The organism is Mycobacterium adipatum (assembly GCF_001644575.1).
GTDB classification, from domain to species: domain Bacteria; phylum Actinomycetota; class Actinomycetes; order Mycobacteriales; family Mycobacteriaceae; genus Mycobacterium; species Mycobacterium adipatum.
In genome coordinates this window covers 2,915,463-2,931,280 of the sequence record NZ_CP015596.1, presented here as the reverse complement: position 1 = coordinate 2,931,280, position 15,818 = coordinate 2,915,463, and the positions used below count along the sequence as shown (strand labels likewise).

At 68.1% G+C, this 15,818-nt stretch carries 16 protein-coding genes; 6 read left to right on the top strand and 10 right to left on the bottom strand.

The features are described from left to right. Window positions 1-58: 58 nt before the first annotated feature. The 3 genes from A7U43_RS13920 to A7U43_RS13910 are packed head-to-tail and all read right to left on the bottom strand — an operon-like array spanning window position 59 to window position 2,208. Complete coding sequence (locus tag A7U43_RS13920) at window positions 59-460, bottom strand: DUF2752 domain-containing protein (RefSeq protein WP_067996127.1); 402 nt, start codon at window positions 458-460, stop codon at window positions 59-61. Next, window positions 450-848 carry a TM2 domain-containing protein gene (locus tag A7U43_RS13915; RefSeq protein WP_068002689.1) on the bottom strand — a complete coding sequence of 133 codons (399 nt, stop codon included), beginning with the start codon at window positions 846-848 and terminating at the stop codon, window positions 450-452. The genes A7U43_RS13920 and A7U43_RS13915 overlap by 11 nt, the downstream gene beginning before the upstream one ends. A 4-nt stretch (window positions 849-852) precedes the next feature. Then, entirely contained in the window at window positions 853-2,208 is a 1,356-nt protein-coding gene (locus A7U43_RS13910; RefSeq protein WP_231963310.1) for a malate:quinone oxidoreductase, read from the bottom strand. Between the two features lie 66 nt (window positions 2,209-2,274). On the opposite strand from A7U43_RS13910, the gene A7U43_RS13905 reads away from it, so the two are divergent. Next, window positions 2,275-3,156 carry a LysR family transcriptional regulator gene (locus A7U43_RS13905; RefSeq protein ID WP_067996123.1) on the top strand — a complete coding sequence of 294 codons (882 nt, stop codon included), beginning with the start codon at window positions 2,275-2,277 and terminating at the stop codon, window positions 3,154-3,156. A 2-nt stretch (window positions 3,157-3,158) separates the two neighbouring features. Here the strand turns inward: A7U43_RS13905 and A7U43_RS13900 are convergent, their stop codons facing one another. Then, the gene (locus A7U43_RS13900) at window positions 3,159-3,857 is read right to left on the bottom strand and encodes an ABC transporter permease (protein ID WP_082902135.1); all 699 of its coding nucleotides are present in this window, start codon (window positions 3,855-3,857) and stop codon (window positions 3,159-3,161) included. A gap of 286 nt (window positions 3,858-4,143) precedes the next feature. Further along, entirely contained in the window at window positions 4,144-4,902 is a 759-nt protein-coding gene (locus tag A7U43_RS13895; RefSeq protein WP_068002684.1) for an SCO6745 family protein, read from the bottom strand. Between the two features lie 179 nt (window positions 4,903-5,081). Between A7U43_RS13895 and A7U43_RS13890 the strand changes: the two genes are divergently transcribed. Further along, on the top strand, window positions 5,082-6,641 hold the full coding sequence (locus tag A7U43_RS13890; RefSeq protein ID WP_067996121.1) for a DUF222 domain-containing protein: 1,560 nt from the start codon (window positions 5,082-5,084) through the stop codon (window positions 6,639-6,641). Between the two features lie 9 nt (window positions 6,642-6,650). Here the strand turns inward: A7U43_RS13890 and A7U43_RS13885 are convergent, their stop codons facing one another. The 4 genes from A7U43_RS13885 to A7U43_RS13870 are packed head-to-tail and all read right to left on the bottom strand — an operon-like array spanning window position 6,651 to window position 10,080. Continuing rightward, window positions 6,651-7,046, bottom strand: a complete 396-nt coding sequence (locus A7U43_RS13885) for a universal stress protein (RefSeq protein ID WP_067996118.1) — start codon at window positions 7,044-7,046, stop codon at window positions 6,651-6,653. Continuing rightward, window positions 7,043-8,584, bottom strand: a complete 1,542-nt coding sequence (locus A7U43_RS13880; RefSeq protein WP_067996115.1) for a tripartite tricarboxylate transporter permease — start codon at window positions 8,582-8,584, stop codon at window positions 7,043-7,045. The genes A7U43_RS13885 and A7U43_RS13880 overlap by 4 nt, the downstream gene beginning before the upstream one ends. Next, a complete protein-coding gene (locus A7U43_RS13875; RefSeq protein ID WP_067996113.1) occupies window positions 8,585-9,100 on the bottom strand; it encodes a tripartite tricarboxylate transporter TctB family protein in 516 nt (171 codons plus the stop codon). Further along, a complete protein-coding gene (locus A7U43_RS13870; RefSeq protein WP_067996110.1) occupies window positions 9,097-10,080 on the bottom strand; it encodes a Bug family tripartite tricarboxylate transporter substrate binding protein in 984 nt (327 codons plus the stop codon). Before A7U43_RS13870 ends, A7U43_RS13875 begins: the two co-directional genes overlap by 4 nt. A gap of 68 nt (window positions 10,081-10,148) precedes the next feature. On the opposite strand from A7U43_RS13870, the gene A7U43_RS13865 reads away from it, so the two are divergent. The 4 genes from A7U43_RS13865 to A7U43_RS13850 are packed head-to-tail and all read left to right on the top strand — an operon-like array spanning window position 10,149 to window position 14,450. Then, window positions 10,149-11,804, top strand: coding sequence for a sensor histidine kinase (locus A7U43_RS13865; RefSeq protein WP_067996107.1), 1,656 nt, complete (start codon window positions 10,149-10,151; stop codon window positions 11,802-11,804). 8 nt (window positions 11,805-11,812) lie between these two features. Next, a complete protein-coding gene (locus tag A7U43_RS13860) occupies window positions 11,813-12,481 on the top strand; it encodes a response regulator (protein WP_068002680.1) in 669 nt (222 codons plus the stop codon). Window positions 12,482-12,485: 4 nt separating this feature from the next. Continuing rightward, window positions 12,486-13,712, top strand: a complete 1,227-nt coding sequence (locus tag A7U43_RS13855; protein WP_067996104.1) for a serine hydrolase domain-containing protein — start codon at window positions 12,486-12,488, stop codon at window positions 13,710-13,712. 9 nt (window positions 13,713-13,721) lie between these two features. Beyond that, on the top strand, window positions 13,722-14,450 hold the full coding sequence (locus A7U43_RS13850; RefSeq protein WP_156525913.1) for a type 1 glutamine amidotransferase: 729 nt from the start codon (window positions 13,722-13,724) through the stop codon (window positions 14,448-14,450). Here the strand turns inward: A7U43_RS13850 and A7U43_RS13845 are convergent. Continuing rightward, window positions 14,429-15,769, bottom strand: coding sequence for a TIGR01777 family oxidoreductase (locus A7U43_RS13845; RefSeq protein WP_067996100.1), 1,341 nt, complete (start codon window positions 15,767-15,769; stop codon window positions 14,429-14,431). The two genes, A7U43_RS13850 and A7U43_RS13845, sit on opposite strands and share 22 nt — an antisense overlap. Window positions 15,770-15,818 lie beyond the last annotated feature (49 nt).

The window sequence follows — 15,818 nt, the reverse complement described above, 5'->3', positions numbered from 1 at the left end:
ACTGCACCGGCCCGAAGCTGCAGTGTATCAGCGTGAACGCACGAGTTCCCAGCGATATTCAGCCGGCGGCAACGGTAGGGACCAGCGGGAATCCCGGCCAGTTGCGCAGCACCGTCCAGACGGCTGCGGCGACGATCAGGGTGAAGGTGGCCGGCGCCGGCATCAGCGGACGCCCTCGACGCCAGCGAAACGCGAGCCACACCGTCAACACGGGCAGCGCCAGCAGCAGGAAGAGATTGTCCACCACCGCGGCGCCCAGATCACCGTTGAGCAGATCGTGGGTCATCCGCAGTCCCCCGCAGGCCGGGCAGTCCAGGCCGGTGAGTGCCTTGAACGGGCAGCCGGGGAACAGGAATCCGGGCCGGTGCGGGTCGGCCAGCCCGATGTAGGTCAGCGCACCGGCGAGCGCGAGCCCGGTGCCGATGAGCCCCGCCCGCGCGGTCGCGGTCTCAGGTGCCATCGCGCAGCGGGCGACCCTGCGGGTCGCGCACCTTGTCGGTCAGCAGCAGGATCGCGTCGACGATGCCCCAGATGACGGCACCGATACCGCAGGTGAACAGGCCGACCAGCAGTTGAGCCACCCCCAGCCCGGTGTAGCCGAGGTAGAAGCGGCCGATGCCGAGGATCCCGAACAGTCCCAGTAGCTGGAGCAACCCGGCGATGACCTTCGATTTGTCGGAGTAGGGCTCACCGGTCATCGGGTGCCGGCCGTAGGGTGCCAGCGGGTCGTAGTAGGCGCCGGGGGGCGCGGGTGGCGGATAGCCCGGGGTGCCGGGCGGCGGGAAACCGGCGTTGCCCTGGGGCGGGATGCTCCCCGGGTCGCCTCCGTACCACTGCGGATCGGTCATCACCTCAGGATGCCAGAAGGTCGGCGGGCACGCGGTAACCCCAACGCTGTAGCAGTTCGGCCATGATCGGCACGGCCGTCGACGCCCCCGGCGAGGCGCCCAGCAGCCCGGCGATCGTGCCGTCGGCCGAGATGACCAGTTCGGTGCCCGAGCGCAGCACTCCGCGGCGCCCGGCATCCGGGGTCACCAGTTGGGCCCGCTGTCCGGCGCTGATGAGTTCCCACTGCCGGGGATCCGCGCGCGGGTAGTACCGGGTGAGGCAGGCGAACTTCCGCCGCCGACCGGACACCAACTGGCCGACCAGGTACCGCACCAGCGCGCGGTTCGCCCACATCGCCGTCGCCAGTACTGCCACGTTGTGCCCGCGCAGTGTCGCGAAGAAGTCGGTGATGCTGCCGTGTTTGAGCAATTTGGTGCTGAAGGTCGGGTAGGGACCGAACATCAGATGCTCGGCGCCGGCGATGATCCGTTTGTCCAGGTGCGGCAGCGACATCGGCGGCGCCCCGATGGGGGCCTGCCCGTAGACCTTGGCATCGTGCCGGCCGACGACCCGGGGGTCCGAGCAGCGCAGGAAGGCCGCTCCCACCGGCAGCACACCGTACCCGCGGACCTCCGGGAGCCTGGCCCGCTGCAGCAGCCGCAACGCATTGCCGCCGGCCCCGACGAAGACCCTGCGGGCCCGCACGTGGAAGGCACCGTCGGCATTCCGGCCGGCAACCCGCCAGTGCCCCTCGGGGGTTTGCCGCAGGGCGCGCACCTCGTGGCCCAGCAGCACCCGGCCCCCCGCATCGGTGACGATTCGCATCAAAGCGGTTGTCAGCGCACCGAAGTCGATGTCGGTGCCGTCGGGATGCCGGGTGGCCGCGACACGCTCCCCGCCGCCACGGCCCTCCATCACCAGTGGTGCCCAGCGGGCGATGGTGATCGGGTCTTCGGTGTACTCCAGTCCGGCGAACAGCGGATCGGCGTGCAGTGTCTGGAAGCGCCGGCGCAGGTAGTCGATATCGCGGTCACCGAACACCACATTCATGTGCGCGGCGGGATGCAGGAAGCTATCCGGTTCCAGCAGGCCCTGCGCCGCCAGCTGGTCCCACCACCGTCGGGACAGCCCGAACTGTGCGGCGACCCGCGCTGCCATGCTCCCGTCTGCGGGCTCGGGCATGTAGTTCAGCTCGCAGAACCCGGAATGTCCGGTGCCGGCGTTGTTCCGTGCCTGGCTGCTCTCGGTGCCCACCTGCCCGGCCCGCTCGACGATGACGATCCGCCGCCTGGGCTCCATCGTCACCAGCATGGCGCCCAGGGTGGCGGACATGATGCCCCCGCCGATCAGGACGATATCGACCGCTGCCTGTTCGCTCATGCAGCTCACCATGAACCCAACGATATTGATCCGTCCAATGAATGTTCGGACGAATATCATCCGTATATGGATCGATGGATGGCCGAACTCGCGCCCCAACTGCGCGCACTGGACGCGTTGGCGGTGCACGATGGGCACATGACGCGCGCGGCGCACAGTCTCGGCATCCCGCAGTCATCGATGAGCAGGCGCATCCACGGCCTGGAAAAGACGCTCGGCTTGACGCTGCTGATCCGGGACGGCCGCACGGTGCGATTGACACCGGCGGCGGCCCGGCTCGCCGAGCGGGCCCGCGATCCACTGCACGCATTGGAAGCCGCCGTCGACGTCGTGGCGGAGGAGGCGGATGCCCAGCACGGCATCGTGCGGTTCGGCTTTCCGCTCACCATGGGCTCTGGACGACTACCCACCCTGATCGCGGAGTTCCATCGGCGCGCACCGGGCATCCGGTTACAGATCAAACAGGCGCACGGGTCGCAGCTGACGGCTGATCTGAAGGCCGGCGACCTCGACGTCGCGGTGGTGATACCGGCATCGGACACGTTGCGGCACAGCGTCATCGGCACCCAACCGGTCCTTGCGGTGGTGCCCGCGACGCACCGGCTCGCCGGGCGTAAACGATTGCGCCTCAACGAACTGCGCGACGAGCCTTTCATCGCCAACCCGATGAGCTATAACCTCCGCCAACTGACCGAGACTTGGTGCCGAACAGCGGGTTTCACCCCCAGTATCGCTGTCGAGATCACCGAGTTCGCCACCGTTCGCGAGTTGATCGGCCGCGGCCTCGGCATCGCACTGCTGCCCCACGACGAACGCGGCACGCCGGACACCGTCGAGATCGCGCTGACCCCGAACACCTACCGGCGCGAGATCGCACTGGCCTGGTCCCCGACCGCGGCAACCCCCGCCAGCCGGCGGCTGCTTCGGTACCTGCGCGAGCAGCTCTAGGCTCAGCTGCGCTCCGACCAGCGGAACACCGCCACGCAACCGATCAGGCCACCGATACTCCACGCCGCCAGCATGAAGAAGATCCGCCAGTGTTCCCAACTGCCGGCCGGTTCGAGGGCGGCCAACTGGGGCGGCAACAGCACCGACCGGAATCCCTGGGCCATCCATTTGACCGGGAACAGCGAGCCGATGACCAGCATCCAGGTCGGGAGCACCATGATGGGCACGTATGTCCCGGAGAGGAATTGCAGACCGACCGCGGGACTGTTGGTCAGCGCGGCGGCCGACACGGCGTTGCTCGCCACATTGCTGATGAGAATGCCCAGCAGCGAGCAACTGACCACCCCCAGCGCGAAGACCCAGGCCAGGGTGAACCAGCCGAAGACATCGGCGGGCAGCCGAAGCCCGAAGGCGATGACCCCGACCATCAGCAGCAGCACGGCCTCGGCGACGCTGAGGATGCTGACCAGCATGATCTTGCCAATGAAGTACGACGTCGCGGTCGTGGGCGTCCCGTGCAGCCGGCGCAGCGCCCCGGAGTCCCGGTCGGCGGCGATGCTGATGCCGAGATTGATAAAGGAGGTGGACAGGATCCCGTAGGCCAGCATGCTGGCCGCGATCACCGCGCCGGTGCTGACACCGCCGACGGGCAGCTGCGCCGAGAAGATCGAGCCCAGCAGCAGGCAGATCACCGCGGGCATCGAGAATGTGAGCCTGCGCCACGGTGTACAGCACAAGGTTCGACGTCCCAGTGGGGAACAGCTCGGCTTGCAGATCGGGGGCAATTCGTCCCAACAGTGAGGGCCCCAGCACCACGCCGGCAATCACCTCGCCGACGACCTGTGGCTGTCCGACCCGCTGAGCGATCACCCCGGCGAGGCGGCAGGCAGCAAGGATGACGGTCAGCTGGAGAAAAAGTGGATCGCGGTGTCCGCTGGCATGCGTCAGGTTGACCAGCGCAAGAGAAGGTGCAGCGTGCCGACGGCGTCAGCGCGGCACGTTCGCCTTCAACGTCGCCAGGGCCGCGGTGGTCAGCCGGGCCAACTCGTCGGCCTCGGCGGGGTCCAGGGCAGCGCCGACGAGTTCGGCCATCCGGCGATTGGTGGTGTGTTCGATCTCGGCGTAGCGGTCCTTCTTGTCCGCGCCGTCGGCGTACGGTTCGGGCCAGCCGAACATGGCTGCATACCGCCGACCCTTGTTCAGCATGTGCGCCTCGATCGGCGTGATGCCGGAGAGGCTGAGTGCGTTGAAATGCAGCCCGGCCCGAAGCTCCCGCAGGACGAACATCACCTGCAGCGCCCGGGCCGGTGCATCGTCGGCCAGCGGCATGGCGCGCCAGCCGGCGAACAATGGTGCGGCGGCCGTGGGGGTGACCGCGATGAGCTTCTCCCCCAGTGCCGCGACACGTTCCAGGCCATCCGCCCCGGCCAAGTACGCGCGACCGAACTCGGCCGCCTGCTCCCAATACACCTGGGACGCGCCGGCAGCGCCACGGACAGCGACACCCTCCTCCCACATGGCCGCCAGGCCGGTGGGTTCGAAGACGGCGAACACCGCGCTCACGGTCGCCCCGGTGACCTCACCGAGCACACCACCACGACCGGCCACGTATCCGGCCAGCGGATTCTGGTATCCGGCGGCGACGCTCGCGCCGTAGGTCTGGGGGTGCAGCATGAACACCGCCACCGCTTGTTCGATGGCGGCGCCCGCGGCGGCGGTGGCTTCGGTGAGATCCGGGTTGCTCATGTCACGCACCATAGCGCCCGGCCGAATCAGCGCGGTCGCGTCAGCGCGATAGGCATGAGAGCGACCGCCTTACAGCGGTTTTCGATCGATGGGCGAGTCTCAGAGATTTCTCTTGGCTCATTGGTCACACCGGTCACTTTTCGGCCGATTTTGTCGGTGACCGCACGTATGTTCGATCCATGGACAGCGATGTGGCCAACGGTCGGGAGGCGGTGCAGCACGCACTGTCGGCCCGCGCCGCGTCGGTCAAGGCGCTGCTGGACGCCGATTTCACCGTCTTCGACACCGCCGAACTACTGGGCCTGTTGTCCCAACGCGAGCAGTATGCCCGCGCCGATATCGCCATCGATCACCGCATCCTGGCCGCTCTGATGGACCGGGCCACCCCGCATGAGATCGGCGGCAAAACCTGGACCGATGTCCTGGCCACCCGGGACCGCCTCAGCGCCACCGAAGCCCGGCGGCGCATCACGGCCGCCCGCGACCTCGGACCGCGCCACACCATGACCGGTGACGTCCTGGAACCGGTACTGGCGGCCTGTGCGGCGGCATTGGCCGCCGGGAGGATCACCACCGGACACATCGCCATCATCGGTGCCACGCTGAACAAGACCTCGGCGTATCTGGATGCCACCGCGCGCGGGCAACTGGAATCCACACTGGTCGATATCGCCACCACCAATACCCCCGAGACGTTGCAGAAGGCCGCCGATCACGCGTTGGCTCTGATCAACCCCGACGGGGAGGGACCCGACCCGGCCCGGCACCGCCGCGGGCTGAGCATCAGCGCCCAAGACGTCGACGGAATGGCCAAAGTGTCGGGCTGGGTGGATGCGGAATTCGCCGCCTACCTACGCACCATCCTCGATGTCTGGGCACGGCCAGGGATCAACAACCCCGACGACGCGGCGCCGCAATACAATCCGATACCCAACCCGCTCGACGATGACCCCGTTGAACCCGACACCGAACCCGAATCCAAGGTCGAGTTCGATTTCGAGGGTGAGACAGAGGTAGGGGCCGGATCAGCAGAGGCCGAATCGGAGGTTGAGCCCGAGACCGAGCCGCAGGCGCCCGTGCCCGCCGCGCCGCCGCCCACGTGGGACCCCGAGACGCATCTGCGAGACCCCCGCACCCAGTCCCAACGCAACCACGACGCACTCAAGGCCGTCCTACGCGACACCCTGATGTCCAAGAGGCTCGGCCAACACAACGGCCTACCCGTCTCCGTGGTTGTCTCCACGACGCTCAAAGAGTTGGAGGCCGGTGCCGGGATCGCGGTCACCGGCGCGGGCACCCTCATGCCCATGCGCGATCTGATCCGGCTGGCCGAGCACGCCCACCACTACCTGATCGTCTACCGCCACCACACCGCCGAACCCCTCTACATGGGCCGCTCCAAACGGTTGGCCACCAAAGCCCAACGGCTACTGCTCTACAACCGGGATCGCGGCTGCACCCGGCCCGGCTGCACCCAAGCGGCATGTCGCTGCCAAGCACACCACGCCAATCCCAGCTGGAACAACGGCGGACTCACCGACGCACCCGACCTCGGCCTGGGCTGCGGACCGGACAACCAGCTGGCCGAACTCGGCTGGACCAACACCATCGACCCCGAAACCGGCCGCGTGCACTGGCACCCACCACCCCTGATGAACACCGGCGGCGACACCCTCAACCACCACTACCACCGGCGACGAACTCCTCCCACCACCCGATTCCGACGGACGGGACGATGACGGATGAGGTCAGAACTCCGAAGGCTTGACCGCGAGAACGGGTTTCGGGCACTCCAGGATCAGCTTCTGCGCGACACTGCCGAGCAGCAGCTTGCCCACCGGACTGCGGTGCCGGATACCGACAACGAGCAGTTCGGCCTCCGGGCTGTCCATCGCGGCCAGCAGTTCCTCCACGGCATCGACGCCGACCGGTTGGGTCAGTTCGAACGGCACGCCGCATTCCGCCAATCGCGCCTCGACATCCTGGGCTTGGGTGCCGCTGGCGAACCGCGAATCGACGTATGCCTCGCCCGATGTCGAGTTGATGACAAGCAGGCCGGTGCCCCGCAACTTCGCTTCGGCGATCCCATGTTCCAGTGCCGCATGCCCGAACTGGTCGGCGGTGTATCCGATCACGATGGTCATGATTTCGACGCCTTCGCTTTCTGGTCCTTGTCGTCCTCGACGATCAACAGACTTTCCTCGCTGCGGTTGAACAGTCGCAGCACCAGCGGAGCGAGGAGCAGCAATGCCATCAGCACGTAGGTGACGATCGCGACCGGCTCGGTGAACAGGTTGCCCCAGTCGCCACCGCCGAGTTGCAGGCTCTGCCGCAGTTGTCGTTCGATCCGCGGCCCGAGGATGACACCGATGATCAACGGCAGCACCGGGAGTCCGAACCGGCGCATCATCAGGCCCATCAACCCGAAGATCAGCAGCAGCACCAGATCCAGGGGCTGCAGGTTGACCGCAAACGCACCGAGCGCGGCGAAGAACAGAATGCCCGCGTACAGATACGGCCGCGGGGTCCGCAGCAGCTTGGCCCACAGCGGTGCCAACGGCAGGTTCAGTGCCAGCAACAGGAAGTTGCCGATGAACAGGCTCGCGATCAGCGTCCAGATGAGCAGCGGTTCCTTGTCGAACAGTGTCGGACCGGGCTGGATACCGTAGGACACGAAGGCGGTGAGCATCACCGCCGCCGTCGCGTTGGTCGGCAGACCCAGCGACAGCATCGGCACCAGAGTGCCTGCGGCCGAGGCATTGTTGGCCGCCTCCGGGCCGGCGACACCCTCGATGGCGCCCTTGCCGAACTGCTCGGGATGCTTGCTGAGCTTCTTCTCGGTGATATAGCTCAGGAAGGTCGGCAGCTCCGCTCCGCCGGCGGGCAGCGCACCGAACGGGAACCCGTACGCGGTGCCACGCAGCCATGGCTTCCAAGACCGCTTCCAGTCTTCCTTGCCCATCCAGGGCCGGCCCACCGGGATGACATCGGCCGGACGTCGCCGCAGATGCGCCGCCACCCACAGCGCCTCGCCGAGCGCGAACACCGCCACTGCGATGACGACGATATCGATGCCGTCGGCCAGCAGCGGCAGCCCGAACGTGGCACGCGGTTGACCGGTCAGCGAGTCGATGCCGACGATGCCGATCGCCAAACCCAGCAGCAGCGAGATCACGCCGCGCATCTTGGAGGATCCCAGCACCGCGGTCACCGCGACCAGGGCGAACAACATGATCGCCAGGTAGGACGGCGCCCCGAGGGTGACCGCGAACCGCGAGATCGCCGGCGCGAAGGCGGCCAGCAGCGCCGTACCGATGGCGCCCGCCACGAAGGACCCGATGGCCGCGGTGGCCAGCGCCTGCGCGGCACGGCCGGCCTTGGCCATCTTGTTGCCCTCGAGAGCGGTGATCACCGACGACGATTCACCGGGCGTATTCAGCAGGATCGAGGTGGTCGATCCGCCGTACATGCCGCCGTAGAAGATGCCGGCGAACATGATGAACGCCGCGCTCGGGCTGACGTTGTAGGTGATCGGGAGCAGCAGCGCCACCGTCATCGCCGGGCCGATACCGGGCAGCACACCCACCGCGGTACCCAGCAGTACGCCGATCACGGCGTACAGCAGATTCATCGGGGTCGCTGCCTCGGCGAACCCCTGCAGGAGCCAATCGAAATTCTCCATCTACAGAATCCCATCCAAGATGCCTGCGGGCAGCGGGATTCCGAGCCCGGAGTAGAACGCGTAGAAGCTGGCCAGCGCGAGCACCGCGCCGATCGCGATATTGCGCACGTAATGCCTGCTGCCCAGCACGGTGGCGCACCCGGCGAAGAACAGCGCGCTGGTGATCGCCCAGCCGAGCGGGTTCACCAGCACGATGAGCATGACGAACAGACCCACCAGCAGGCCGACGGTGCGCCAGTCACTGGGCATATCGGGGTCGATGTCCTCACCGGCGTCGGCCTCACCCTTGAGGCCGCGCGGGATCGCGATGGCCAAGACGACCGCCATCACCAGCAGGCCCGCGCCGATGACGATCGGGAAGAACCGTGGCCCAACGGGATCCACCTCGGCGTACCCGCCCGGCATGGTCAGCGCGTCGTAGAGCAGATAGGCGCCGACGGCAACCATCACCGCACAGACGACGTATTGCGCGTAATCGGGCCGTGACTTGCCGGCCGTGTCCAGTTCGGTGCTCACACCAGCCCCAGATCTGTCAGCGTCGTCTCGACCCGACGATCCTGCTCGTCGAGGAACTCCTCGAATGCGGTGCCGGTCATGAAGGCATCCGTCCAGCCGTTCTTCACCAGCGCCTCCTTCCATGCGTCGGTTGCGTGCAGCTCTTCCAGGATCTTGACCATCGCGGCCCGGTCTTCCTCGGAAATCCCTGGCGGCGCGAGGATTCCGCGCCAGTTGGTGAAGGTCAGGTCGATGCCGGACTCCTTGAGCGTCGGTGCATCGACACCCTCGACCCGCTCGTTCCCGGACACCGCGAGCACCCGCACCTGGCCGGCCTCGATCTGGTCGACGTACTCCCCCAGGCCGGACGTACCGGCGGCGATCTTGTTGCCCAGCAGCGCCGTCAGCAGGTCGCCGCCACCGTCGTAGGAGATGAAGTTGACCTTGGTCGGGTCGAGGCCGACCGCCTTGGCGGTCTCCATCGGGAACAGGTGGTCCGGACCGCCGGGGTTGGAACCGCCGCCGACGGTGACCTTGGCCGGGTCGGCCTTCCACGCGTCGACGAAATCCTGCACGGTCTGAAACGGCGAGTCGGCGGGCACCAGGATGCCTTCCTGCTCCTCGACCATCTTGGCCAGTGCGGTGGCATCCGAGGCGCGGGCGGTCGATCCGTTGGTGAACACCGCGCCGACCACGCCGAGACCCATCATCATCATGAGGTCGCCGTTGCCGCGCTCGTTCATCAGGCGTGCCATCGCGACGGTGCCGCCGGCGCCGATCACGTTGAACACCTCGACGCGCCCGGTGATGTCGTCGTCCTCCATGATCTTGACCGCAGTACGCGCGGTCAGGTCATAGCCGCCACCGGGGCTGTTGGGCACCATCATGCGCAGGCGGTGCAGCCCGGTCTCCTCGCCGCGGGTGACCCCACAGGCGGAAAGCAGCAGCGTGGCGATCACGGCGATGACCACGCCTGTGGTCACCCGACCCCGGTTGAACATGTCGTCCCCAATCACTTGTTTGTGATGCTCAGCAATACTGGACCCCGGTAGTGACTCAGGTCACTGATATGGACGTAAAGGAAGTAGTGGTCATTAAGTACACGAGCTGGATCCGCAGCCTCGCCGGACAGTTCCTGGTGTTTCAGCTGGTCGTTGTCGCGGTCGTGCTGGTCGCGGTGGCCGCGGTGTCGGTGGCCCAGTCGACCAGCGAGTTCCGCGAGGTCCGCGGGCTGCGGATGATCGCCGTCGCGGAGAACATGGCCTCCACACCGATCGTGCGGGAACGGTTGGCCGATCCGTTCGCCGAGAAGTTCCTGGCCGCCGAGGTCGACCGCGCGGTCGCGCTCTCGGGTGCGAGCCTGGCCGAGATCCTCGGCCCCGACGGTACGGTGCGGGCGTCCTCGGATCCCTCCCGCGTCGGGGCGCAGACCGATCTGGGACCCAGCCGGGCCGACGAGGGCCGAGCATGGTTCGGTGACGCCGACGTGGCCGGGGTACACAGCCTGGTCGGGCAGGTCCCGATCCTGTCCAGCGACGGCGAGGTGCTCGCGGTCGCCTCGGTCAGCGAGGGCTATCCCTCGGTGTGGCAACTGTTCAGCGGCGCCGGTGAACGGCTGCTGGTCTATCTGGGCCTGGGCGCCGTGCTCGGACTGGTGGCATCGTGGTTGTTGTCGCGACGCATCAAACGGCACACCCGCGGGCTGGAGGTCGCCGAGATCGCGAGCCTGGCCGACCATCGGGAAGCGTTGCTGCACAGCATCCGCGAGGGCGTCGTGGCGGTGAACCCCGACGGGGTCATCACGGTGCTCAACGACAGCGCCCAAGAACTGCTGGGGGTCGGAGCCGATGCCGTCGGCCGCCGCGCCGATGCGATCGGCCTCGAACAGGCCGTGGTGGACTTTCTGCTCTCCGGCGAAGGCGAAAACGATGTCGTGATTGCCACCGGCACCCGGGTGCTGGCACTCAACCGGCGCGCTGCCAGCAGCCAGGGCCGGCGTATCGGTACCGTGACCACGATGCGTGACAGCACCGAACTGGCCGCCCTGCAGGCCCAGTTGTCCTCGCACCGCAGTGTCACCGACACCCTGCGGGCCCAGACCCACGAGTTCGCCAATCAACTGCACACCATCTCCGGGCTGGTCCAGCTGGGCGAGTTCGACGCGGTACACGAGCTGGTCGGCACCCTGACCCGGCGCCGCGCGGAGATCAACGATGCTGTTACCCAACGGGTTTCCGACCCCGCGGTGGCAGCCCTGCTGATCGCCAAGACCTCGCTGGCCGCCGAGAGCGGGGTGACCCTGACGCTGCACACCGACAGCCACCTGCGCGCGCTGCCACCGGCGCTGGCCACCGACGCGATCACCGTGCTGGGCAACCTGATCGACAATGCCGTCGACGTCTCGGTGGGCTCCGAACGCGCGCAGGTGACCGTCCGGGTCGATGATGCCGACGGCCTGCTGATGGCGGTGACGGATTCGGGCCCGGGTGTGCCCCAGGAGCTTCGGGAGCTGGTGTTCGCCCGCGGCGTCACCTCGAAACCGGAGGGGGCGGGTGGACCCGCAGAGAAAAGAGGGATCGGGCTGGCCCTGGTGCGGCTGGTGACCGCCCAGCATGGCGGGCACGCCGAGATCGGTGACGCACCCGGCGGCGGTGCGTCGTTCGTGGTGCGACTGCCGGAGTCGGCTTTGGTGGCCCGGGCGAGCGCCGCGACGGGCAAGCGATGAGTGCGCCCGTGCGTGACGTGCTGATCGTCGACGACGATTTCATGGTGGCCGATATCCATCGGCGCTTCGTGGAGCGGATCGACGGCTTCCGTCCGGTCGCGGTGGCCCGCAGCGGAGCCGAAGCGCTCACCGCGGCGGCGGCCCACCGCCCGCACCTGATCCTGCTCGACGTGTACCTGCCCGATATGACCGGCCTGGAGGTACTGCACAGGTTGCGCGCCGCGGGCGATCACGTGGGCGTCATCATGATCACTGCCGCCCGCGAGCTGGACACCGTGCGCGGCGCGCTGGACGGCGGAGCCGCCGACTATCTGATCAAACCCTTCGAGTTCGACCAGTTGCGGGCCAAGCTGACCGCGTTCGCCGCCCGGGCCGACGCGCTGGCCTCCGACCGCGGGGCCGACCAGTCGATGATCGACGCACTCTTCGGCGGTCCCACGACCGCCGCCGATCCCGACGCGCTACCCAAGGGGCTCGGCGCCGAGACCGGACGGCTGGTGCTGGAGGCGGTACGTAACGCCGACGAGGTCTCGGCCGCCGAATGCGCCGACCTGGTCGGGATCTCGCGGGTCAGCGCCCGGCGCTACCTGGAGCACTACCTGAGCGCCGGAATTCTGGAACTGCGCCTGCAATACGGAGCGGGCCGGCCGGAGCGCCGTTACCGCACCGCGGGCTGACCCCATGACCATCCGGCGTGCGCTTGCGGTGCTGCTCACCGTTGTTGTGCTGGCCGGGTGCTCGACCGGCGCGGGGAACCCGCAAGACCGTCCCGATCCCGGCCGGGCCGATGCGGTGGCACGCATCGTGGAGCAGGCGATGGACCGCGACCACCTCCGGGCCGTCATCATCCGGGTCACCGAGGACGGACACGACGTGCTCACCCGCGCGTTCGGTGAATCCATGACCGGCGTGCCCGCCACCACCGCGATGCACTTCCGCAACGGGGCGGTCGCGATCTCCTATGTCGCCACCCTGCTGCTCAAACTCGTCGAGCGGGGCACCGTCGGTCTCGATGACAGGCTGTCGACATGGCTGCCCGGCATCCCGCATGCCGACCAGGTGACCCTGGGACAGCTCGCCCAGATGACATCCGGGTACGCCGACTATGTCCTCGGCAACGAGGAGTTCCAGAAGGCGTTCTACAGCAACCCTTTCCGGCAATGGACCCCCGAGGAACTGTTGCGGTACGCCACCTCCAGGCCGCTGTACTACCCGCCGGGCAGCAACTGGAACTACGCCCACACCAACTACGTGCTGCTGGGGCTGGCGCTGGAGAAGGCCACCGGACGCGATATGGCCGACCTGCTCGCCGACGAGGTGCTGGGACCGCTCGGGCTGACCAGCACCGCAAACTCGTTCACCGCCGAGATCCCCGCGCCGGCCTTGCACGCGTTCACCTCGGAGCGCCGTGAGTCACTCGGCATCCCCAGCGGTACAGCATTTTACGAGGAGTCGACCTTCTGGAACCCGTCCTGGACCATCACCCGCGGTGCCATCCAGACCACGACCATCTACGACATGGAGGCCACCGCGGCCGGAATCGGCTCCGGCATCCTGCTGACCCCCGACTCGTACCGGAAGATGACCGCACCGGACCTGCGCGGCACGACGTCCGCGCAGCCGGGCTGCCCCACCTGCGCACCGCAGACCGAGGGCTACACGTACGGGATGGGTATCGTGATCTCCGGGGACTGGCTGCTACAGAATCCGATGTTCGCCGGGCAGGCCGGGGTGGCCGCCTATCTGCCCACGGAAAAGACTGCCATCGCCATCGCGGTCACCTATCAACCCGAGGCGTTCGACGACAGCGGCGGTTACCCCAACGCTGCCGAGGCGCTGTTCCGCCGGATCGGTGCCGAGCTGGCGCCGGACCACGCTCCCCCGACACCGCCGGCCGCTGCCAAGTAGATTTGTCCGGTGGCACCCACCGTTCTCTTCCTCTACAACGATCCTGTCGCCACCGAGGCGATGCTCGGCGAGGCGTTCGTCGACGCCGGCTACGACGTGCACACCTTCGAGGTGGTTCCCCCGTCGCGCACCGCAGATCCGGCCGTCACCGTCGCCTTTCCCGACCCCACCGCCTTCGACGTCATCGTTCCGCTGGGCGCACGCTGGCCGGTGTACGACGACGCGCTGCGGTCCGCCTGGGTCGGTGCGGAGTCCGAACTCGTCCGGGAAGCCGCGGCCGCCGGTGTACCCACCCTCGGTGTGTGTTTCGGTGGTCAGCTGCTGGCACAGGCCTTCGGCGGCAGCGTGTCGCGTTCCGATACCCCCGAGATCGGCTGGTACGACGTCGAGTCCGACCGGCACGACGTGATCCCGGCGGGGCCGTGGTTCGAATGGCATTTCGATCGCTGGACGATCCCGCCGGGCGCGACCGAGATCTGCCGCACCGCAACCACATCGCAGGCCTTCACCCTGGGCCGGTCGGTGGCCCTGCAATTCCATCCCGAACTGGACCCGGCGCTGCTCGAGGGCTGGCTCGACGATGACCGTGAGGCCGGAGAGGCCGAGTTGGCCGGCCGCACCCACGACGAGTTACGCACCCGCACAGCCGAACTCCACGATGACGCGGCGCACCGGATCAGGCGGCTGGTACAGGGATTCCTGACCTATACCGCGCGTCAGCCGTGCCCCAGTTCGTGAGCGAGCGCCGCGTCGATCACCGGGCGGCGGAAGGTGTGACCCAAGCCGGCCAGCTTGGCCGGTACCACCCGCTGATCGGCTTCGGCGAGTTCCTGGGCGCCCTGAGCGCCCAGCAGTAGCTTCGGGCCGAAAGACGGCACCGGCAACAGCGTCGGACGGTGCATCACCGTGCCCAGCGCCGCGGTGTAGTCGGTGTTTCGCACCGGCTCCGGCGCCACCGCGTTGACCGGTCCCCGGAGACGGTCGTCGTAGAGCGCCCGGTGATACACATCGAGCAGATCGTCGATACCGATCCAGGACAGCCACTGGGTGCCGCTGCCGAGCCGGCCGCCGAGCCCGGTGCCAAACAGCGGGCGGAGCAACCGCAGGGTGCCGCCACGCGCGGATTGCACGACACCGGTCCGTACGGTGACGACGCGCAGACCGGCCGACGCGGCAGGTTCGGTGGCGGCCTCCCAGTCGGCAACCACATCGGCCAGGAACCCGTCGCCCCTGGCCGCGTCCTCGGTGAGCAGCGAGTCACCGCACGCATACCCGTAATAGCCGATGGCCGAGGCACTGACGAAGATGCTGGGGCCGTCGACGGCCCGCGCGGCCACCTCGGCGAGTGCCCGGGTGGGCCCGATCCGGCTGTCCCGGATCGCGGCCCGGTGCGCATCGGTGAATCGGCCCGCGATCGACGCGCCCGCCAGATGAATGACGGCGTCCACGCCGGTGAGCAGATCGGGCGCCGGATTGTCCGGATCCCATTGCCGCTCATCGGGTCCGGTCGCCGTGCCACGGACCAACCTGATGATGCGATGCCCGCCGGTGCTGAGGAACGCCGTTAGCGCGTCACCGACGAGACCACTGGCACCGGTCACTGCGATCACCATCGGCGCCATCCCGGCGGCGCGGTGGGCGGCGAGGTCCTCGGCCAACTGGGTGTGCCGGTAGACAAACATCGGCCGCAATGCCGCCGCCGGCACGATGGCATCGACCCGGTCGTACACCCGAGTGCCGGCACCGGCCTCGGCGTACTCGTGGGTGTGCCGCCAGGTGCCGATCACCCGGGCCGGCCAGGACGCCGGCCCGTCGGATGCCAACGTGTCGACGAACCGGTGCGGGGGGTCGAACTCGGCCGGCTCATGCTGCGCCACCCAGCGCAACCCGCCGGGCAGCCCGAGCACCGCCTGCCCGTCGGCGAGCGAGTCGGTCTCGGCGATCACCGTCATCGGCTGAAACGGTGGTACCAGCCGCCGCATGGCGCCCGGCCTGGTGTGCCAGGCGAACACCTCGTCGATCGGATGGTCGACGATGCTCTCGAACTCGATGCCCATGTGTTTTCCGCCCTTGGTTGGTCCCGCCCGGCCCCGGGGTACCCCGGAT

Coding starts and splice junctions, on each gene's coding strand:
- A7U43_RS13920 (WP_067996127.1), bottom strand. CDS start 460: ATGGCACCTGAGACCGCGACCGCGCGGGCGGGGCTCATCGGCACCGGG.
- A7U43_RS13915 (WP_068002689.1), bottom strand. CDS start 848: ATGACCGATCCGCAGTGGTACGGAGGCGACCCGGGGAGCATCCCGCCC.
- A7U43_RS13910 (WP_231963310.1), bottom strand. CDS start 2,208: ATGAGCGAACAGGCAGCGGTCGATATCGTCCTGATCGGCGGGGGCATC.
- A7U43_RS13905 (WP_067996123.1), top strand. CDS start 2,275: ATGGATCGATGGATGGCCGAACTCGCGCCCCAACTGCGCGCACTGGAC.
- A7U43_RS13900 (WP_082902135.1), bottom strand. CDS start 3,857: ATGCCCGCGGTGATCTGCCTGCTGCTGGGCTCGATCTTCTCGGCGCAG.
- A7U43_RS13895 (WP_068002684.1), bottom strand. CDS start 4,902: ATGAGCAACCCGGATCTCACCGAAGCCACCGCCGCCGCGGGCGCCGCC.
- A7U43_RS13890 (WP_067996121.1), top strand. CDS start 5,082: ATGGACAGCGATGTGGCCAACGGTCGGGAGGCGGTGCAGCACGCACTG.
- A7U43_RS13885 (WP_067996118.1), bottom strand. CDS start 7,046: ATGACCATCGTGATCGGATACACCGCCGACCAGTTCGGGCATGCGGCA.
- A7U43_RS13880 (WP_067996115.1), bottom strand. CDS start 8,584: ATGGAGAATTTCGATTGGCTCCTGCAGGGGTTCGCCGAGGCAGCGACC.
- A7U43_RS13870 (WP_067996110.1), bottom strand. CDS start 10,080: ATGTTCAACCGGGGTCGGGTGACCACAGGCGTGGTCATCGCCGTGATC.
- A7U43_RS13865 (WP_067996107.1), top strand. CDS start 10,149: ATGGACGTAAAGGAAGTAGTGGTCATTAAGTACACGAGCTGGATCCGC.
- A7U43_RS13855 (WP_067996104.1), top strand. CDS start 12,486: ATGACCATCCGGCGTGCGCTTGCGGTGCTGCTCACCGTTGTTGTGCTG.
- A7U43_RS13845 (WP_067996100.1), bottom strand. CDS start 15,769: ATGGGCATCGAGTTCGAGAGCATCGTCGACCATCCGATCGACGAGGTG.